Source organism: Micromonospora sp. NPDC049101 (genome assembly GCF_040648675.1).
Classification (GTDB): Bacteria; Actinomycetota; Actinomycetes; order Mycobacteriales; family Micromonosporaceae; genus Micromonospora.
Genome location: NZ_JBEZED010000021.1, coordinates 119,517 through 141,922 on the forward strand (window position 1 = coordinate 119,517; position 22,406 = coordinate 141,922).

Below are 22,406 nucleotides of genomic sequence, written 5' to 3' on the forward strand. Positions count from 1 at the left end.
TCTGTCTGATCGCTGATCTGCCGTGGTCAGGGGTTGCCGAGTTCCTCGTCGAGGAGCGCGAACAGTTCCTCGTGGGTGGCGGAGTCCAGATCCACCTCGTCGGTGTCGCGCGGTCCGCCGGCGGCCGCCAGCAGTTCGTCGTGCCTCCGCAGCAGGGCACGCAGTCGTTCGGCCACGCGGGCGTCCTCGAGCGCGCCGGGCGGCACCGTCGGCAGGAGGATCTCCAGGCGCTCCAGGTCGGCCAGCACGGGATGCGCACCGCCTTCTCCCGCCGGCAGGAACTCCCGGAGCAGGTGATCGGCGAGCGCGGCCGCCGAGGGGTGGCTGAAGACGAGCGTCGCGGGGAGCCGCAGGCCTGTCGCCGCGGCGAGGCGGTTGCGGAACTCGACAGCGGTGAGCGAGTCGAACCCCAACTCCTTGAAGGCGCGTTCGGCCGGCACCGCCTCGGGCCCGGCGTGACCGAGCGCCGCGGCCGCGTGCGTTCGGACCAGGTCGAGGATGACCCTGCGCCGTTCCGGTTCGGGCAGCCCGGCAAGGCGCGCCGCCAGGTCATCCGCCGGCGCGCCGGTGGGCTCCCCGTCGGCGGAGCGGACGAGCACGCGCGCCTCCACCAGGTCCTGCACGAGCGCCATGGGACGGGTGCCCACCGTTGTGGCCAGGTGTTCCCAGTCCACCTCGCCCACCGCGAGATAGGTCTCGTCGTGGTCGAGCGCCTGCCCCAGGGCGTCGACCGCGAGAGCGGGATCGATCACGGACGCGCCGCGCCTGCGCAGGCGTGCCTCGATCCCGGGTTCCGCGATGCCGCCGCCATCCCAGTGCCCCCAGGCGATCGATGTCGCGGTCAGGCCCTGCGCCCGGCGTGCCCGCGCGAGGCCGTCGAGGAACGCGTTGCCCGGGGCGTAGTTGCCCTGACCCGCGATGCCGATGGTGCCCGCGAAGGAGGAGAACAGCACGAACGCCGACAGATCCAGGTCGAGGGTGAGCTCGTGCAGGTGCAGCGCGCCGCCCGCCTTGGTTCGCAGAACCCCGTCCATGCGATCGGGGGTCAGGGAGTCGAGCACCCCGTCGTCGAGCACGGCCGCGGTGTGCACCACGGCCGTGAGCGGCAGGTCGGCGGGCACCGCGGCCAGCAGAGTCGCCACGGCGTCCCGGTCGGTGATGTCGCAGGGCGCGACGGTGACCCGCGTGCCCAGCCCCTCCAACTCGGCCACGAGTTCCTCCGCACCGGGAGCGCCCAGGCCGCGCCGGCTGACCAGCAGCAGGTGCTCGGCCCCCTGTCGGGCGAACCAACGGGCGGTGTGCCCGCCGAGCGAGCCGGTGCCGCCGGTGATCAGCACGGTGCCGGCAGGACTCCACCTGCGGGCCGGCTCACGCCCGCCGGCCGGCGCACGGACGAGCCGCCGGCCGAACAGGCCCTGCGCCCGCACGGCCAGCTCGTCCTCCTCGCCGGGCGCGGTCAGGGCCAGACCGAGCCGCTCGACGATGCCCGCGTCGCAGACCTCGGGTAGGTCGACCAGACCGCCCCAACGCTGCGGCTGCTCCGCCGAGACCACCCGGCCCAGCCCCCACAGCATCGCCTGCGCGGGAGCCGCCACCGGATCGGCGGTGCCGACCGAGACGGCTCCCCGGGTGAGGCACCAGAGTGGGGCCGCGATTCCCACCTGGTCCAGGGCCCCGAGCAGACCCATGGTCCGCGCCAGACCGGAGGGCAGGACGTGGTGACCCGCACCCGGGGTCTCGGCGAGGGCCAGCAGCGACAGCACGGCCGCGGGTTCTCCGCCGGCCAGCACCGCGGGTTCTCCGCCGGCCAGCACCGCGGGTTCTCCGCCGGCCAGCACCGCGCGCAGCGGAGCGGCGATCGCCTCCACCGACAGATCACGCGGGTCCAGGCTGACCTGGACGGTCCTGTGGCCGGCACGCTCAAGGGCGCGGACCGACGTCGCGACCGCCTCATCGTCGGCCAACTCACCGGGAACGACGAGCAGCCAGGTGCCCGGTCGCGTGGTTGCCGTCTTCTCCGGCAGCGGGCGCCAGCTCAGCCGGTAGCGCCAGGAGTCCAGGACCGAATGCTTGCGCTGGCCCTCGCGCCAGGACGCCAGGGCGGGTAGCACCGCGTCCAGGGGCTCTTCCAGGCCGGCGCCTTCCAGGTCCAGGGCCGCCACGAGCGAGGTGGCGTCCTGGTCCTCGACCGCGGCCCAGAACCGGGCCTCCCCCGGACCGGCCGCGGTCTTCGTCGGCCGCTCCGGCACGGCGTCGAGCCAGTGGCGCTGGCGTTGGAAGGGGTAGGTGGGCAAATCCACCCGCCCGGCACCCACACCCTCGAAAACCACCCCCCAATCCACCTCAACACCCCGAACATAAACCTCACCCAACGACATCAACAACCGCCGCAAACCCCCATCACCCCTACGCAACGACCCCACCACAACCACCGACTGACCACACTCATCCACCGTCTCCTGCAACGCCGGCACCAACACCGGATGCGGACTAACCTCCACCAACGCCCGATGCCCATCACCCACCAAACCCCGAACCCGATCCTCCAACAACACCGTCTCCCGCAAATTCCGAACCCAATACTCAGCACCCAACTCCGCCGTATCCAACAAACCACCAGTCACCGTCGAATGAAACGGAACCCCACCCGAAACCGGCACCACCGACCCCAACACCTCAAGCAACCGCTCCCGCACCCCATCCACCTGCACCGAATGCGACGCATAATCCACCGGAACCCACCGCACCCGAACCCCACCAGCCTCACACTCAGCCACCAACTCCACCAACGCACCACGCTCACCCGACACCACCGTCGACCGCGGACCATTCACCGCCGCCACCGACACCACACCCCCCCACCGCCCCAACCGACCCCGCAACTCCCCCACCGACAAACCCACCGACACCATCGCACCCAAGGCCGCCAACGACTCCCCAATCACCCGACTCCGCAACGCCACCACCCGCGCACCATCCTCCAACGACAAACCACCAGCCACCACCGCCGCCGCAATCTCACCCTGGCTATGCCCCACCACCGCAGCAGGCCGCACACCAAACGAAACCCACACCTCCGCCAACGACACCATCACCGCCCACAACACCGGCTGCACCACATCAACCCGCTCCAACGACGGCGCCCCCTCAACACCACGAAGCACATCAAACAACGACCACCCCGTAAACGGCACAAGCGCCGCCGCACACTCCGCCATCCGCCCCGCAAAAACCCCCGACTCCCCCAACAACTCCACCGCCATACCCACCCACTGCGACCCCTGCCCAGGAAACACAAAAACGGGGCTCAATTCTTCGGGGGCGTGCCCCCGAATGGCTTCGACACCGCCGGACACGACCGATTCCAGCCCGCGGGCGAATTCGTCCCGTCCCTGCGCGACCACGACGGCCCGGTGCGCGAAGGCCGAACGCGTCGTGGCCAGGGACAGGCCGAGGTCGGTGACGGATGTGGTGTCGAGAACGGCGCGCAGGTCCGCGGCCCTGGCTCGCAGGGCGTCCTCGTCCTTGGCCGAGAGCACCATCGGCAGCGCCTGGGGCGGCACGGGGCGCTCGGCCTTGGCCGGAGGGAGGTCCGGCGCCTGCTCCAGGATGACGTGGGCATTGGTGCCCGACACCCCGAACGAGGAGACCCCGGCCCTGCGTGGCCGCCGGGTCTCCGGCCAGGGCTGCGCCTCCGCGAGCAGTCGGATCGCCCCGGACGGCCAGTCGATGTGCGGCGACGGCGCGTCGACGTGCAGCGTCTTCGGCAGCACGCCGTGGCGCAGGGCAAGCACCATCTTGATCACCCCGGCGACACCGGCGGCGGCCTGGGTGTGGCCGATGTTCGACTTCAGCGACCCCAGCCACAGCGGACGGTCCGCCGGGCGGTCCTGCCCGTACGTCGCCAGCAGGGCGCCCGCCTCGATCGGATCACCGAGGGTGGTGCCCGTCCCGTGTGCCTCGACCGCGTCCACGCCGTCGGGGGTGAGCCCCGCGTTGGCCAGCGCCTGCCGAATCACCCGTTGCTGGGACGGGCCGTTCGGCGCCGTCAGGCCGTTGCTGGCCCCGTCCTGGTTGACGGCACTGCCGCGCACCACCGCGAGGATCTCGCGACCGTTGCGCAGGGCGTCCGACAGACGTTCCACAAGCAGCACCCCGACGCCCTCACCCCAGCCGGTGCCGTCGGCGGCGGCCGCGAACGGCTTGCACCGGCCGTCCGGGGCCAGGCCGCGCTGCCGGCTGAACTCCACGAAGGCGACCGGCGTCGACATCACCGCCGCGCCTCCGACCAGGGCCAGGGAGCATTCGCCCTGACGCAGTGACTGAGCGGCGAGGTGCAACGCGACCAGGGACGACGAGCAGGCCGTGTCGACGGTGATCGCGGGACCCTCGAACCCGAAGGTGTACGAGATTCGACCGGACACCACGCTTGCCGCGTTGCCGGTGGTGAGGTAGCCCTCGCTGAGCTCCGGCGCGTTGGACAGCAGCGTCACGTAGTCCTGGCCGTGGGTGCCCGCGAAGACCCCGGTGCGGCTGCCCCGCAGGCTCGCCGCGTCGATCCCGGCCCGCTCGATCGCCTCCCAGGCCGTCTCCAGCAGCAGCCGCTGCTGCGGGTCCATCGCCAGCGCCTCGCGCGGCGAGATCCCGAAGAAGCCCGCGTCGAACTCCGCGGCGTCGTAGAGGAACGCGCCTTCCTTCACGTAGGTGGTGCCAAGCCGGGTCGGGTCGGCGTCGTAGAGCGCCTCCAGGTCCCAGCCACGGTCGGACGGGAACGCCGAGACGGCGTCCGTGCCGGAGGAGAGCAACCGCCACATCGCCTCGGGCGATCGCGCGCCGCCCGGGAACCGGCACGCCATGCCCACGATCGCGATCGGCTCGTCGGCCGGTGCGGCGCTCACGACGGACACCGCGGAACCCCGTACACCGAGGAGTTCCTCGCGCAGGTGCGCGGCGAGTGCCGCGGGACTGGGCCGGTCGAACACGAGCGTCGCGGGCAGCCGGAGCCCGGTCGCGGACCCCAGCCTGTTGCGCAGCTCCAGTGCGGTGAGCGAGTCGAAGCCCAGCTCCTTGAACGCCTGGTCGGCGCGGACCGCGTCGGGCGAGGCGTGGCCGAGCACCGCCGCGGCCTGGGTGCGGACCAGATCGAGCAGGGTCCGTACCTGTTCCGTGGCCGGCATTCGCGCGAGCCGGTCGGCCAGCCCGGCGGAGTCACCGGACCCGGCGTCGGCCTGGCGCCGCGCCGGAGCGCGCAGCAGCCCTCTCAGCAGCGGCGAGACCTCCGCCCCGGTTCGGCTGCGCAACGCGGCCAGATCCAGACGCAGCGGGACCAGCACTGGCTCGGGACGTGACCCCGCCTCGTCCAGCAGAGCGAGGCCTTCCGCCGAGGACAGCGGTGCCACCGCCGAGCGGCTCAACCGGTGGCGGTCGGCCTCCACGAGGTGGCTGGTCATCGCCGTCTCCTGCGCCCACAGCCCCCAGGCCAGCGACTGCGCGGGCAGGCCCTGCCGGCGTCGGGCGTACGCCAGCGCGTCGAGGAAGGCGTTCGCCGCCGCGTAGTTGGCCTGCCCGGCACCGCCGACGGTCCCGGCGGCGGAGGAGAACAGCACGAACGCCGCGAGATCGGCGTCCCGGGTCAGCTCGTGCAGGTGCAGGGCCGCGTCGACCTTGGGACGGAACACGCTGTCGATCCGGTCCGCGGTGAGGGACCCGACGACGCCGTCGTCGAGCACTCCCGCCGCGTGCACGACGGCGGTCAGCGGGTGGCCGGCGGGGACGGCGTCGAGCAGCCGGCGCACGGCCTCGCGGTCGGCCATGTCGCACGCGGTCACCGTCACGTCGGCGCCCAGCTCCCGCAGCTCGACGACCAGCTCTTGCGCCCCCTGCGCCGCCGGGCCGCGGCGGCTGGCGAGCAGCAGTCGCCGCACCCCGTGCTCGGCCACCAGGTGCCGGGCGACAAGCCTCCCGAGGGTGCCGGTGCCGCCGGTGACGAGGACCGTCCCGTTCGGGTCCATGGGTGCGGGCGGGAGGGTCAGGACGATCTTGCCGGTGTGGCGCGCCTGGCTGAGGAACCGGAAGGCGTCTCTGGACGCACGCAGATCCCACGAGGTGATCGGGAGCGGACGCAGCGCGCCGAGTTCGAACAGCTCGAGGATCTCGCCGAGCATGGCCGCGACCCGGCCCGGACCGGCCTCGGCGAGGTCGAAGGCACGATAGGCCACGCCGGGACAATCGGCGGCGACGCGCTCCGGGTCGCGCAGGTCGGTCTTGCCCATCTCCACGAACCGCCCGCCGCGCGGCAGCAGCCGCAACGAGGCGTCGACGAAGTCGCCGGCCAGGCTGTTGAGGACCACGTCCATGCCCGCACCGCCTGTCGCGTCGGCGAAGGCGTCCTCGAAATCGACGGTACGGGACGAGGCGAGATGCCCCTCGTCCAGGCCGAACCCGGTCAGCGCGTCCCACTTGCCGGGGCTCGCCGTCCCGAACACCTCGGCCTTCCAGTGCCTGGCCAGTTGGACGGCAGCCATGCCCACCCCACCGGCGGCGGCGTGGATGAGCACGCGCTCGCCGGCGCGTAGCCCGGCGAGGTCGTGCAGCGCGTAGTACGCGGTGAGGAAGGCCGTGGGGACCGAGGCGGCTTCGGCGAAGGTCCATCCGCCGGGCATCCGGGCGACCAGGTCCCGCTCGGTCACCGCCAGCGGCCCGAAGGCGCCGTCGAAGACGCCCATGACGCGGTCACCCGGTGCGAGGTCGGTGACGCCCGGACCGGTCTCGACGACGACTCCGGCGCCCTCACTGCCCAGCGGCCGGAGGTCAGGGACGAGCCCGAGCGCCAGCACGACGTCCCTGAAGTTGAGCCCGGCCGCGCGCAGCGCCACCCGCACCTGCCCGGGACGCAGATCAGCGGTGGCCTCCGGCGCGGGGACCGGCGTGAGGCCGTCCACCGTGCCCCTCGTCGGCACGTCCAGCCGCCAGGGCGAACCGTCCGTGGGGAGTTCGATCGTGCCGGGCGCCGACCGTGCGGCCTGTTCCAGCCGGGGGACGAGAACACCGCCCGAGCGGACCGCCAGCTGCGGTTCGTGCCCGGCCAGGGCCAGGGCCGCCGCCACCGCGGTCCCTTCGGCGGCCGGGTCGAGATCGAGCAGGGTGAACTGGTCCGGGTTCTCGGTCTGCGCGGACCGCACCAGCCCCCAGGCCGCCGCGTTCGCGAGGTCGGGCACGCCTTCGCCCGAACGCGTGGCCACCGCGCCGCGGGTGACCAGGACCAGTCGCGACGCGTCCGGCCGGTCCTCTGCCAACCACCACGTGACCAGCTCCAGCGCGTGGCCGGCGGCCGCGCGCACCGACTCCGGCAACGGGGCCGCCGGCGGGCAGGCGACGAGGACGAGGTCCGCGTCCGGCAGCTCGCCCGGCTTCGGCACGGAGACCACGTCGTGGCCCGCCGCCCGCAGCGCCTCGGCGAGCCCTTCCTCGTCACGCCCCACCAGGGCGCAGCGGATCGGCGCGGTGTCGGTTGGCGCCGGGACGGGCCTCCAGTCCAGCCGGAACAGGGAATTCGGGTGGGTCGCGGCCGACCCGCGCAGCTGCCCCGGATCCACCGGGCGCAGTGCGAGTGACCGGACGGACGCGACGGGCGTGCCGGATCCGTCGGCGAGCTGCACGCTCACCGCCTCCGGCCCCACCGCGGCCAGTCTGACGCGCAGCACGGACGCGCCGGTTGCCCACAGGGACACCCCGCTCCAGGCGAACGGCAGCGCACCTCCCCCTTCGGCACCGGCCAGGCCGGAGGCGCCGATGGCGTGCAGGGCCGCGTCGAGCAGGGCCGGGTGCAGCCCGAAGGGCTGGGTGCCCAGATCCCCGTTCTCCGCACGGACTGCCTCGGCGAACACCTCGTCGCCGCGCCGCCAGAGTCCCTTCAGCCCTTGGAAGGCGGGCCCGTACACGAAGCCGGACCGGGCTGCCTGGGGGTAGAAGTCCGAGACGTCCACGGCCACCGCGTCGCTGGGCGGCCAGGCGGAGAAGTCGAAGTCCGCCGGTTCGGCCGCCGGGGCCAGCGCGCCGACGGCGTGCCTGGTCCACAACGCCTCGGCCGGCGCCTCCCAGGGCCGGGAGTGCGCGGTGAACGTTGCCTGGCCGTCGTCTCCTCGACTGACCCTGACCTGGAGCGCGACGGCGCCCTCATCGGGCAGCGCCAGGGGTTCCTCGATCACCAACTCGTCGACCAGGCCGCAGCCGACCTGATCGCCCGCCACCACCGCGAGCTCGACGAAGGCGGTACCGGGTAGCAGGACCGTCCCGTGCACCGCGTGGTCGGCGAGCCACGGTTGGGCCTTCAGTGAGAGCCTGCCGGTCAGGACGAGACCGCCGTCCTCGGCCAGGTCGACAGCGGCTCCGAGCAGTGGGTGCCGCGGCGCGGTCAGTCCCGCGGAGCCGAGGTCGCCGGGGCCTCCGGCGGCTTCCAGCCAGTACCGCGCGCGCTGGAAGGGATAGGTGGGTAGGGCGACCTTCCGGGCCTGGACGCCCTCGAACGCAGGCCGGAAGTCCACGGCCGTGCCCCGCGTGTGGAGCTCGCCGGCCGACAGCAGGAACCGCCGCAGGCCGCCCTCGTTGCGGCGCAGCGTGCCCACGACGGGGATGGACGGGTCCCCGAGACTGTCGGCGACCGCGGAGGTGAGTACCGGATGCGCACTGACCTCGACGAACGCTCCGGTTCCCCGAGCGCCGAGCGCCTTGACGGCCGACTCGAAGTCGACGGGATGCCGCAGGTTGCGGTACCAGTACCCGGCGTCGAGACCGGTCCCGTCGGCCAGTTCGCCGTCGAGGGTGGAGTAGAACGGCACCGAGGCGGCAACCGGCTGCAGGTCGGCCAGCAGGTCGAGCAGCGGCTCCCGGAGCCGTTCCACCTGCGGCGAGTGCGAGGCGTAGTCCACCGGGATCCGGCGGGCCCGCACACCCTCGGACTCCCAGCTGGCGACGAGCTGGTCGAGGTCTTCCGGCGGACCGGAGACCACCACGGACGCGGGCCCGTTCACGGCCGCCACGTCGACCCGGCCACCGTACCCGGCGAGCCGTGCCTGGACCTCCGGGGCGGGCAGCGCCACCGACGCCATGCCCCCGGCACCGGCCAGCACCTGGCCGATGAGCCGACTCCGCAGGGCGACCACGCGCGCGGCGTCCTCCAGGCTCAGCGCCCCGGCCACGCAGGCTGCCGCGATCTCCCCCTGCGAGTGGCCCACCACGGCCGCCGGCTCGACGCCGTAGGAGCGCCACAGCTCCGCGAGCGAGACCATCACCGCGAACGACACCGGCTGCACCACGTCGACCCGGTCGAGCGAGGGCGCGCCCGGGTCGCCGCGGACGACGTCGAGCAACGACCAGTCCGTGTACGGGGCCAGCGCGTCGGCACACTGCCGCAGCCGTTGCGCGAACACCGGCGCCGAGTCCAGGAGTTCCGCCGCCATGCCTGGCCACTGGGCTCCCTGGCCGGGGAACACGTACACCGTCGTGGACCGGTCGGAGGCCAGACCCCGCGCCAGCCCCGCGGCCTCGGCGCCGGAGGCGAGCGCGGCGAGGGCACCGCGTAGTTCGTTCTGGTCGGCGGCCACCACGACCGCCCGGTGTTCCAGCGCGGAGCGCGTCTGAAGCAGGGACAGGCCGATCCCGGCCCGCGCGGGCTCCGCCTCCAGTTGGGCGGCCAACCGCTGCGCCTGGGCGCGCAGGGCGGCGTCGCTCCTGGCGGTGATCACCCACGGGAGTACGGCCGAGGTCTCCGCCTCCGGGACGGGTTCCGCTCCCGGGGGTCCCTGTTCGAGGATCGCGTGCGCGTTGGTGCCCGACACCCCGAACGAGGAGACACCCACGCGGCGCGGGCGCCCGGTCGCCGGCCACGGCCGGGCCTCGGTCAGCAACTCCACCGCACCCGAGGACCAGTCCACGTGCGGGGACGGCTCGTCGACGTGCAGGGTCCTCGGCAGCATCCCGTGCCGCATGGCCAGGACCATCTTGATCACGCCGGCAACGCCTGCGGCTGCCTGGGTGTGGCCGAGGTTCGACTTGATCGAGCCGAGCCACAGCGGCGCGTCCGCCGGACGGTCCTGTCCGTAGGTCGCCAGCAGAGCCTGGGCTTCGATCGGGTCACCGAGGGTCGTGCCCGTGCCATGGGCCTCGACCGCGTCCACCTCGGTCGCGTCCAGTCCCGCCGAGGCGAGCGCCTGGCGGATGACCCGCTGCTGCGAGGGGCCGTTGGGCGCGGTGAGCCCGTTGCTCGCGCCGTCCTGGTTGACGGCGCTGCCCCGCACCACGGCGAGGATCTCGTGGCCGTTGCGGCGGGCGTCCGACAGGCGCTCCAGCAACAGCATGCCCACGCCTTCACCGAAACCGGCGCCGTCGGCCGCCGCCGCGAAGGCCTTGCTCCGGCCGTCCGGGGACAGGCCGCGCTGACGGCTGAACTCGCGGAACAGCGCGGGGGTGGACATCACGCTGACACCGCCGGCGAGGGCCAGCGAGCACTCGCCGCGGCGTAGCGCCTGAGCCGCGAGATGCAGGGCCACCAGGGAGGACGAGCAGGCCGTGTCCACACTGACGGCAGGGCCCTCGAAGCCGAAGGTGTAGGAGATCCGGCCCGAAGCCACGCTGGCGGCGCTGCCGTTGCCCAGGTGGCCCTCGAAGCCCTCCATTCCGGACGGCAGTCTGGCGGCGTAGTCGTTGTACATGATCCCGGAGAACACCCCGGTGTCGCTGCCGCGCAGCGTCGCCGGGTCGATGCCGGCCCGCTCCAGGACTTCCCAGGTGGTCTCCAGCAGCAGCCGCTGCTGCGGGTCGATGGCCAGCGCCTCGCGCGGGGAGATCGCGAAGAACGCCGCGTCGAACGCGTCGGCCTCGTAGAGGAAGCCGCCTTCGGTCACGTACGACTTTCCGGGGCGGTCCGGGTCCGGGTCGAACAGATCCTCCGGCCAGCCCCGGCCGGTGGGGAAGGCGCCGATCGCGTCCACGCCGGAGTCCAGCAGCCGCCACAACTCCTCCGGGTTGCTCACCCCGCCGGGGTACCGGCAGGCCATCGCCACGATCGCGACCGGTTCGTCGACGGCGGCCGCGACGCGGGAGGTCGCGCTCACCGGTGTCCCCCCGGCGAGCCGCTGCTGCAGGTGCCGGGCGACGGCGGCCGGGGTGGGGTGGTCGAAGACGAGGGTGGCCGGCAGGACGAGCCCGCTCGCGGAGGCCAGCCGGTTGCGGAGTTCCAGTGCGGTAAGCGAGTCGAAGCCGAGCTCCCGGAAGGCCCGCTCGGCGCCGATGGTGTCCGAAGCCGCATGGCCGAGGACGGCGGCCGCCTCGTTCCTGACGAGGTCCGTCAGCGCGTTGCGCTGTTCGGCCTCGGGCAGGGACACCAGCCGCGCGCTCAGTGCGGAGCCTCCGTCACTACCGGATCGGGCGGTCCGTCGCATGGTCTGCCGGACGAGCGATCGCAGCACCGCGGGCAGTGCCGCGGGGTCCGGGTGGGCGCGCAGCGCGGCGAGGTTCACCGGGCTGGCCAGGAGCGCGGCCTCGGCCGGGTCGTCGGCCCGGCCGAGGGCGGTGTCGAGCAACGCGAGCCCGGCAGCGGCCGACAGCGGAACCATTCCGGCCCGGGCGTGCCGGGCCAGCCCCTGCTCGTCGAGATCGGCGGTCAGGCTGCTGCGCTGTTCCCAGAAACCCCACGCCAGGGACCGTCCGGGCCGGCCGCGTGCCACCCGGACCTGAGCCAGCGCGTCCAGGAAGGCGTTGGCCGCCGCATAGGCGCCCTGACCGGCGGTGCCCAACGTCCCCGCGGCCGAGGAGAACAGGACGAAGTCGGCGAGATCCAGGTCGGCGGTGAGCTCGTCGAGGTGGCGCGCACCGTCCACCTTCGCGCCCAGCACCTTCCCGATCCCGTCCGGCGTCAGCGACTCGACGACGCCGTCGTCCAGCACGCCGGCGGCGTGCACCACGGCGGTCAGCGGATGCTGCGCGGGAACCCGCGCCAGCAGCTCCGCGACGGCTTCGCCGTCGGCCACGTCGCAGGCTACGATCGCGACCTCGGCGCCGGACTCCCGCAGCTGCGCGGCGAGGGCGGCAGCACCGTCCGCGTCCGGGCCCCGCCGGCCCGCCAGGAGGAGGTGCCGGACGCCGTGCTCGGCCACGAGATGACGGGCGACAAGCCCTCCGAGGGTGCCGGTGCCCCCGGTGATCAGGACGGTGCCGTCCGGGTCCCACCGGAGGGGACGGGAATCGGTCCTGGCCACCCGGACCAGGCGGGGCACCCGCAGGTGCTCGGCACGCAGGGCGAGCTGAGGCTCCCCCGAGGCCATCGCCCGGGGCAGCAGATCGTGGTCGTCGCCGGTGCGGACGTCCGCGAGGACGAACCTGCCGGGGTGCTCGGCCTGGGCCGACCGCACGAGCCCCCAGACGGCCGCGTGCGCCGGATCCGGGACCTCGCCCGGCTCGGCCGCCACCGCGCCCCGGGTGACCACGACCAGCCTGGACGCCTCGGGCCGCTCCTGCGCGAGCCAGGACCGCATCTCCTCCAGCACCTGGCCGACGCACTCCCCGGCCTGGCCGTCGCGGACGACAATCCGGCTGTCCGCGGTGTCGTCCTGGCTGATCGCGGTGTCGTCCTGGCTGTCCGCGGTGTCGTCCGCTTCGGCGGGAAGGACGGCTGCCACCCAGTCGAGGCGGAAGAGGGAATCGGCGCCGCCGCTGGCATCGCGCACCTGATCGGCGGAGACCGGACGCACCGCGAGGGCCTCCGCCGAGAACACCGGCGCCCCGTCCGCGTCGGCGGCGAGCACCGCGACGGTGCCGGGGCCGGTGACCGACAGCCGGACGCGCAGCGCCGTGGCGCCGACCGAGTGCAGGCGTACCCCGCGCCACGAGAACGGCAGCCCGCTCTGGCCCTCGGGACCCGTGCCGAGCGCGTGCAGGGCCGCGTCGAGCAGTGCGGGGTGCACACCGAACCGGGGGGCGTCGGCGACGGCCGGCTCGGGCAGCGCGGCCTCCGCGAAGATGTCGTCGTCGCGCCGCCAGACCGCCCGCAGCCCCTGGAAGACCGATCCGTAGTCGAAACCGGAGGCCTCGGCGAGCTCGTAGAAGCCCGCGGCGTCGCCGGGCACGGCGTCGGCCGGGGGCCAGGCGGCCAGGTCGGGTACGTCGACAACGGGACCGTTGCTCAGCGTGCCCTCGGCGTGGAGTGTCCAGCCGTCGTCGTCGGCCGCGTCCTCCCGCTGGGAGTAGACGCCGATGGACCGTCTTCCCGACTCGTCGGCTCCACCCACCAGAACCTGGAGGCGGATCGCCCCGTGCTCCCCGACGGTCAGCGGATGCGACAGGGTCAGCTCGTCGATGCGGTCGCACCCGACGTGGTCGCCCGCCTGGATCGCGAGATCCACGAACGCGGTACCCGGCAACAGGACGAGGCCGTGCACGACGTGGTCGGCGAGCCACGGCTGGCCGGGTACGGAGATCCGTCCCGTGAGCAGGGCCTGACCGTCGGCCTGGCTGATGACGGCGCCCAGCAGCGGGTGCTCGCTCGTCCGCAACCCGAACGACGTCGGGTCGCCGGACGGGTCCGTCTCCAGCCAGTACCGCTCGCCTTGGAAGGCGTAGGTCGGCAGGTGCTCCGCACCGCCCGGCTCACCCGTGAAGGCCGCGCCCCAGTCGACGTCGACACCCCCGACGTGGGCCTCGGCGAGCGAGGTCAGGAAGCGTGGCCAGCCGCCCTCGTCGCGGCGCAGCGTCCCGAGCACCGCGGCACCGGCCTGCGTGGCGTCGGAGGTCTCCTGGAGCCCCGGCACGAGCACCGGGTGAGGGCTGATCTCGATCAGGGCCCGCGGCCCCTCGGTCAGCAGGCCGCGGACGGTCTCCTCCAGCCGGACGGTCTGGCGCAGGTTCCGCACCCAGTACCCGGCGTCCAGGCCCGCCGTGTCCAGCCGGCCTCCGGTGACTGTCGAGTGGAACGGGACGGTCCCGGTGCGAGGGGTGATCGGCGCGAGCACGTCGAGCAGGCGTTCGCGCAGCCCGTCCACCTGGCCCGAGTGCGAGGCGTAGTCGACCGGCACCCGGCGCGCCCGGATTCCCTCTGCCTCGCAGGCGACGAGGAGTTCCTCGATCGCGGCCGGCTCTCCGGAGACGACGGCCGAGGCGGGGCCGTTCACCGCGGCCACCGACACCCTGCCCGGCCAGCGTGCCGCCAGCGCCTCCGCGTGCTCCTCGCCCAGCGCGACCGACACCATCCCGCCGCGCCCGGCCAGCGACTCGGCGATCACCTGGCTGCGCAACGCGACGACTCGGGCGCCGTCCTCCAGCGACAACCCGCCCGCCACCACGGCCGCGGCGATCTCGCCCTGGCTGTGCCCGATGACGGCGGCCGGCCGCACGCCGAACGAGCGCCACACCTCGACGAGGGAGACCATGACAGCCCAGAGGACGGGCTGGACCACGTCCACCCGGTCCAGCGGCGGCGCTCCTGCGCTGCCGCGCACGACGTCGAGCAGCGACCAGTCGGTGAACGGCGCGAGGGCAGCCGCGCAGGCCGCCATGCGGTCCGCGAACACGGGTGAGTCGTCCAGTAGCTCGACCGCCATCCCCGCCCACTGCGAACCCTGGCCGGGGAACACGAAGACCACTTCTCCGCCCGCCTCCGCGACACCGCGGACCAGACCGGCGGCGCTGTCACCCGCCGCGAGCGCGTCCAGTGCCCGGGCCAGGGATTCGCGGTCCCCCCCGATGGCGACGGCGCGGTGGTCGAAGGTGGAGCGCAGGGTGGCGAGTGCGTGCCCCACCGAGGCCGGATCGGTCGCGCTGTCGAGGAGCACGCGCAGGCGGGCGGCCTGGTCGCGGAGCGCCGGACCACTCTTCGCCGACAGTGGCCAGGGCGTCGCCGGGAGACGGGTCGCCGAGGGTGGCGCCGCCTCGTCCGCGGCGGGCGCCTCCTCGAGGATGAGGTGGGCGTTGGTGCCGGACACGCCGAACGCCGACACGCCGGCCCGGCGCGGATGCCCCGTCTCCGGCCACGGGCGGCCGTCGGTCAGCAGCCGGACACCTCCGGACGACCAGTCCACATGGGGTGACGGCTCGTCCACGTGCAGGGTTTTCGGCAGCGCCGCGTGCCGCAGCGCCATGACCATCTTGATCACGCCCGCGACCCCCGCGGCGGCCTGCGTGTGACCGATGTTCGACTTCAGCGATCCGAGCCAGAGCGGGCGGTCCTCAGGTCGGCCCCTGCCGTAGACCGCGAGCAGCGCCCCGGCCTCGACCGGATCGCCGAGGCGGGTGCCGGTGCCGTGCGCCTCGACGGCGTCCACCTCGGCGGCGGCCAGGCCCGCGCTCGCCAGCGCCCGCCGGATCACCCGCTGCTGCGACGGGCCGTTCGGGGCGGTCAGGCCGCTGCTCGCGCCGTCCTGGTTGATCGCGCTTCCCCTGATCACCGCGAGTACGGGGTGGCCGTTGCGGCGCGCGTCGGACAGGCGCTCCAGGACGAGCAGACCCACGCCCTCGGCCCATCCGGTGCCGTCGGCCGACGCCGAGAAGGCCTTGCACCGCCCGTCCGCGGACAGCGCGCGCTGGCGACTGAACTCGACGAAGGTCAGCGGTGTCGGCATGACCGTCACCCCGCCGGCCAGGGCCAGCGAGCACTCGCCCTGCCGCAGCGACTGCGCCGCCAGGTGCAGCGTCACCAGCGACGACGAGCACGCCGTGTCGACGGTCACCGCGGGCCCTTCGAGGCCGAACGTGTAGGAGATCCGGCCGGAGGCGACGCTGGCGGTGTTGCCGGTCAGGACGTAGCCCGAGACGGCCTCGTTGTCCTGAAGTCGTCCGGAGCCGTAGTCCTCGTAGGTCATGCCCACGAAGACACCCGTCTGGCTGCCCCGGACCGACTCCGGGGCGATGCCCGCCCGTTCGAGGGCCTCCCAGGCGGTCTCCAGGAGGAGCCGCTGCTGCGGGTCCATGGCCAGCGCCTCGCGCGGGGAGATCCCGAAGAACCCCGCGTCGAAGTTCGCGGCGTCGTGGAGGAAACCGCCTTCGACGACGTAGGTCTTGCCGGGGCCGTCCGGGTCGGGGTCGTAGAGGGAGTGCACGTCCCAGCCGCGGTTCGCCGGGAACCGGGAGATCGCGTCGCCGCCCGAGGCCACCAGCCGCCACAGATCCTCGGGCGAGCGGACGCCCCCGGGGAAACGGCAGCCGATGCCGACGACCGCCACCGGCTCGTGTTCCCGCCCCTCAAGCTCGCGGACCCGTTCGTGCGCATCGTCGAGGTCGGCAGTGACCCGCCTCAGGTACTCGAGCAGCCGCTCTTCGTTTCCCATCACTGGTCACCCTTTTTCGTGCCGTACTTCTGGTCGATGTAGTCGAAGAGCTCGTCCTGGGATGCCGAGTGCACGGCCGAAGCCGGCCCGTCGTCACCGGGTGGTGGGACGTCGAGGGCGGTCAGCAGGCCGCGCAACCTGACGGCCAGTGCCTGGCGTGTCTCCCCGTCCGCGGCGTCGACGGCGTTCTCCAGCAGCGCGAAGCCGGCCATGAGGTCGTCCGCTGCGGAGGCTGCCTCGTCGAGCACCACCTCCACGAGATGCCGGGACAGGGCCGCGACGGTGGGATGGTCGAACACCAGGGTCGCCGGCAGCTCGTGACCGGTGACCGCGCTCATCCGGGTCCGCAGCTCGACGGCGGTGACCGAGTCCATGCCGAGTTCGAGGAATCCGCGTTCGGTCTGCAGGGTTCGCGGAGTCGCGTGCCCCAGGACCGACGCCGCGTGTTTGCGGACGAGGTCCACCATGTGGGCCTCGCGTTCCGCTTGTGGCAGCGCAAGCAGCCGCTGTCGCAGGGTGAGGGTGTCGGCGCCCCGCACCGGGTCCCCCTGGGTCAGCACTTCCACTGCTGCCTGCCCCAGCTGCGCCGGTGGTGTTCCCGGCTTCGGGACGTCGAGCCAGTAGCGGTGGTGCTCGAAGGCGTAGGTCGGAAGGGCGACCCGCAGCGCGCCGGTGCCCTCGAACGCGCGGACCCACTCGACGTCCCAACCCCGGACGTGCAGCGCGGCAAGCGCCGTCAGAACGGTGTCGGCCTCGGCGCGGCCGGGCCGCAGCAGGGGTACGGACAGCGTCTCCCGAACTCCACCGATACCGTCCCGGGCCATCGCGGTGAGGACGCCGTCCGGGCCGAGCTCGACGTACGCGGTGACGCCTTCGGCATCGAGCACCCGGACACCGTCATGGAACCGCACGGCCTGCCGCACATGGCGTACCCAGTACTCCGGCGAGCAGAGCTGGTCGCCCGGGGCTGGCGCACCTGTCACGTTCGACACGACCGGAATGCGCGGAGGGTGGAAGTCCAGGCCCTCCAGCACGGTCCGGAACGCGTCGAGCATGCCCTCCATGAGGTGGGAGTGGAAGGCGTGGCTCACCTGTAGCCGCTTGGTCTTGCGGCCCGTCTCGAGCCAGTGCCGCGCCGTGGCCGACACCGCGTCCTCGTCGCCGGACAGGACGACCGAGGACGGGCCGTTGACCGCGGCGATGGCGAGCCGATCGGAGGTGAAGGGCAGGACCTCCTCCTCCGAAGCCTGGATCGCGACCATCGCTCCGCCGCCGGGCAGGGCCTCCATCAGAGCGCCGCGGGCCGCCACGAGGGCGCAGGCGTCGGGCAGGGACAGGACACCCGCGACATGCGCGGCGGCGACCTCCCCGATCGAGTGCCCCAGCAGGAGGTCCGGGCGCACCCCGTAGTGCTCGAGCAGGCGGAACAGCGCCACCTCGACCGCGAACAGGCCTGCCTGGGCGTGCACCGTGCGGTCCAGGAGTGCCTGGTCGTCGCCGAACACGACGTCCTTCACCGGGCGGTCGAGACGACGCTCCAGCTCGGCGCACACGGCGTCGAAGGCGGCGGCGAACACCGGGGAGGCGTCGTACAGCTCACGACCCATGCCGGCCCGTTGGGCGCCCTGGCCGGTGAACAGGAAAGCCAACCGGCCGCCCGGCTGCACCACGCCCTGGACCAACGCCAGGTCCACGTCTCCGTCGGCCAGGGCGCGCAGGGCGTTCTCGCCGCCCCGCTCGTCGTTGACCAGGACCACCGCGCGGTGTTCGAACGCCGACCGGGTGGTCGCCAGGGAGAGGCCGATGTCGGCGACGCCGAACTCGGGGTGCGCCGCCGTGTGGCCGCGCAGACGCTCGGCCTGCAGGCGGAGCGCCTGGGTGCTGCGGGCCGAGATCGTCCAGGGCAGCACGGACGGCACCCGCGATGGCGTCCGTGCCGGCCGCGGCTCGGGAACAGCGGGTGCCTGCTCCAGGATGATGTGGGAGTTGGTGCCGCTGACGGCGAAGGACGACACCCCGACGCGGCGCGGGCGCCCGGTCTCCGGCCACGGGCGTGCCTCGGTCAGCAGCTCCACCGCACCCGACGACCAGTCCACGTGCGGCGACGGCTCGTCCACGTGCAGCGTCTTCGGCAACACCCCGTGCCGCATCGCCATGATCATCTTGATCATCCCGGCCGCACCCGCCGCCGTCTGGGTGTGGCCGATGTTCGACTTGACCGAGCCGAGCCACAGCGGACGGCCGTCGTGGCGCTCCTGCCCGTAGGTCGCCAGCAGGGCGCCCGCCTCGATCGGGTCGCCCAGCCGGGTCCCCGTCCCGTGCGCCTCCACCGCGTCCACCTCGGCGGGCGTCAGGCCCGCGGACGCCAACGCCTGCCGGATCACCTGCTGTTGGGCGGGGCCGTTCGGCGCGGTCAGGCCATTGCTCGCGCCGTCCTGGTTGACCGCCGAACCGCGGACCACGGCCAGGATCTCGTGACCGTGGCGACGCGCGTCCGACAACCGCTCCAGGAGCAGCATTCCCACACCCTCGGCCGGGCCGAAACCGTTGGCCGAGGCCGAGAACGGCTTGCACCTGCCATCCGGTGCCATGCCCCGCTGCCGGGTGAACTCCACGAACGCCACCGGCGTGGACATCACGGTCACCGCGCCCGCCAGCGCCATGGTGCACTCCCCCTGCCGCAGCGACTGGGCGGCGAGGTGCACCGCCACGACCGCGGACGAGCACGCGGTGTCGATGGTGAGCGCGGGACCCTCCAGGCCGAGGGCGTACGCCACCCTGCCGGAGATGATGCTGCCCGCGTTCCCGTTGCTGAGATAACCCTCGATCTCCCTGGGGACCTCGGGCAGTCGCGACGCGTAGTCGTGGTACATCACCCCGGTGAAGACACCGACCCGGTCGCCGCGCAGCGACAGCGGATCGAGGCCCGCCCGCTCGACCGCCTCCCAGGAGGTCTCGAGCAGCAACCGCTGCTGCGGGTCCATGGCCAGCGCCTCACGGGGGCTGATGTTGAAGAATCCCGGATCGAAGTCCGCGGCCGCGCGCAGGAAACCACCCTCCCTGGCATAGCTCTTGCCGTAGGCGTCGGGATCCGGGTCGTAGAGCCCCTCCACGTCCCAGCCACGGTCGTCGGGGAAGTCGGAGATGGCGTCGCCACCCTCGGCCAGCAAATCCCACAGCTCTTCCGGCGAATCGATGCCGCCGGGGAAGCGGCAACTCATGCCGACGATCACGATGGGGTCGTCCGTTACCGGGCGGACGACGGCGGAGCTCCCGCTCGCGGCCGACGGGGCCTCCGCGCCCAGCAGCAGCTCCCGCAGGTGCCGGGCCAGCACGGTCGGGCGCGGGTGATCGAAGGCGAGGGTCGCGGGCAGGTTCAGCCCGGTCGCGGCGCTGAGCCGGTTGCGCAACTCCATCGAGGTGAGCGAGTCGAACCCGAGATCCTTGAAGGCCCGGTTCGGGTCGGTCGCCTCGTCCGGGGAATGGCCGAGCACCTGGGCGATGGAGGAGGAGACCAGGTCGAGCAGCAGACGCTCCTGCTCGACCGCGCTCCGGACGGACAGCTGCTGCCGCAGGGCGGAGTCAACGCCCGTGGTGGCGTTCCCCCCGGTGGCCCGCCGCCGGGCTGGCGTCCGCACCAGGCCGCTCAGCACCGCGGGGAGCAATCCGGTGCGGGCACGGGCGCGCAGGACCTCGAAGTCGAGAGCGGCGGGGGCCAGGAAGTGCCCCTGGGCGCCGAGGCAGCTGTCGAACAACGCCAGGCCGGTGCGGGCGTCGAGCGGCACCAGGCCCGACCCGGTGATGCGGCGAACATCGCGTCCGTCCAGCCGGTCGGCCATGCCCGCGGACCACAGCCCCCAGGCAAGCGACAGGCCCGGCCGGCCAGCAGCCCGACGCTGCGCGGCCAGCGCGTCCAGGAAGGTGTTGGCCGCCGCGTAGTTGGCCTGGCCCGCGCTGCCGATGGTGCCCGCCATCGAGGAGAACAGCACGAACATCGAGAGCTCGGCGTCGCGAGTCAGCTCGTGCAGCAGGAGTGCGGTGTCGGCCTTGGGCCGCAGCACCTTGTCGATCCGCTGCGGCGTCAGCGAGTCCAGGACGCCGTCGTCGAGCACTCCCGCCGCGTGGACGACCCCGACCAGGGGGTGTTCGGCGGGCACGGCGGCCAGGGTCCGTTCGAGTGCGGAACGGTCCGTGGCGTCGCACGCCGCGATCGTCAGGGCGGCACCGGCCTCGGTGAGGTCGGCGGCGAGCTGGGCTGCGCCCTCGGCGCTGCCGCCGGACCGGCTGACGAGCAGGAGGTGCTTGACCCCGTGCTCCGCGACGAGGTGCCGGGCGACCAGCCCGCCGAGCGACCCGGTTCCCCCGGTGATCAGCACGGTCCCCTCGGTGTTCAGCGGATGGGTTGGCACCTCCTCTCCGCCCGTGGGAGTCCCTTCCAGACGAGGCGCGTACAGGCTGCCGGCACGGATCGCCAGCTGCGGTTCCTCGACGGCGAGCGCCCCGGCGGGCAGACCGGCCGGCGCATCGTCCGGGTCGATGTCGAGCAGGCCGAACCGGCCGGGCTGCTCGGCCAGGGCGGCACGGACCAGTCCCCAGACCGGGGCGTTCACCAGGTCCGGGACGCGGTCCCCGGGCCGGGCGGCCACGGCTCCGCGGGTCAGGAAGACCAGGCGGCGGCCGTCGAACCGCTGGTCCGCGAGCCACCGCTGGATCAGGTCGAGCGCCCGGTGCGCGGCCGCGTGGTGGTCGCCACCGGAGCCCGGTGGCACCAGCAGGACGTCGAAGGCCTCGGTCGCCTCCGCCGCGGAGGCCAGGTCGACGTGGACCTCGCCGGCGGGGACGAAGCCCAGGTCGCCGGTGAGGGCCGCCCACCGCACCGGGTCGGGCGTCTCCCGAACCGGCTTCCACTCCAGTCGGTAGAGGGCCCCAGGACCGCCCGTCTGGGCCCCGAGGTCCCGCGGCGCCTCCCGGAACACCAGCGATTCGATCGACGCGACCGGGCGGCCCGCGTCGTCCGCGACGGTCACCGCCACGGTGTCCGCGTCCTTGCGGACCAGGCTCACCCTCAGCTCGGAGGCGCCGGTCGCGTGCAGGGAGACACCTCGCCAGACGAACGGAATGAGCGCCTGGCCCTGGTCGGCGCCGAGCGCGACGGTCTGCAGGGCGGCGTCCAGGAGCGCCGGATGAAGGCCGTAACGGGGGGCCTCCTCGCGTTGCTCCTCGGCCAGGGCGACGTCGGCGAAGATCTCCTCGCCGCGCCGCCAGGCCGCCCGAATGCCCTGGAAGGCGGGCCCGTAGCCGAATCCGGCGGCGGCGAAGTCCGCGTAGAGCTGCCCGGTGTCCAGGGGGACCGACCCCTCGGGCGGCCACGCGGACGCCTCGGTCGGGGCGCTCTGGACGTCGGGGACGAGCACCGCCGTCGCGTGCCTGGTCCACCCGGCGGACTCGGCGACCCGGTCGGGGCGGGAATGGACGGTCAGCGAGCGCCGGCCCGCCTCGTCGGCGGCGGAGACCGCCAGTTGGAGCGACACCGCCGCGTCCTCGTCGAGGAGCAGGGGTGTTTCGAGGCTGAGTTCCTCGAGCCGTCCGCAGCCCACCTGGTCGCCCGCGTGGACGGCGAGTTCGACGAACGCCGCGCCGGGCAGGATGACGTTGTCCTTGACGCTGTGGTCGGCGAGCCAGGGGTGGGTGCGCAGAGACAGCTTGCCGGTCAGCACCAGCCCGTCGGACTCAGCGAGCCCGACCGCCGCACCGAGCAACGGATGGTCCGCCGAACGCAGCCCCATCGCGGTGACATCACCCACATCCGGGCCCGACTCCAACCAGAAACGACTGCGTTGGAACGGATACGTCGGCAAATCAACAACCCGACCACCAGCAACAGCGAAAAACGCCTCCCAATCAACCGCCACACCCCGCACCGCCAACCCCGCCACCGCCGCCGACAACGCCCCCACCTCACCACGACCCGCCCGCAAAAACGGCACCACCGTCGCCTCCGGCAACGCCTCCTGCACCAACCCCGACAACACCGCATCCGGACCCAACTCCAAAAACGCCGTCACACCCTCAGCCGCCACAGCCCGCACACCA

The 22,406-nt window shown here is 73.4% G+C and carries 2 protein-coding genes; both read right to left on the minus strand.

The features are described from left to right. Positions 1-26: 26 nt before the first annotated feature. Positions 27-16,313: a type I polyketide synthase gene (locus AB0B57_RS26020; protein WP_357074950.1), complete on the minus strand. Its 16,287-nt coding sequence runs from the start codon at positions 16,311-16,313 to the stop codon at positions 27-29. Continuing rightward, positions 16,313-22,378 carry an SDR family NAD(P)-dependent oxidoreductase gene (locus AB0B57_RS26025; protein WP_357074953.1) on the minus strand — a complete coding sequence of 2,022 codons (6,066 nt, stop codon included), beginning with the start codon at positions 22,376-22,378 and terminating at the stop codon, positions 16,313-16,315. The genes AB0B57_RS26020 and AB0B57_RS26025 overlap by 1 nt, the downstream gene beginning before the upstream one ends. Positions 22,379-22,406 lie beyond the last annotated feature (28 nt).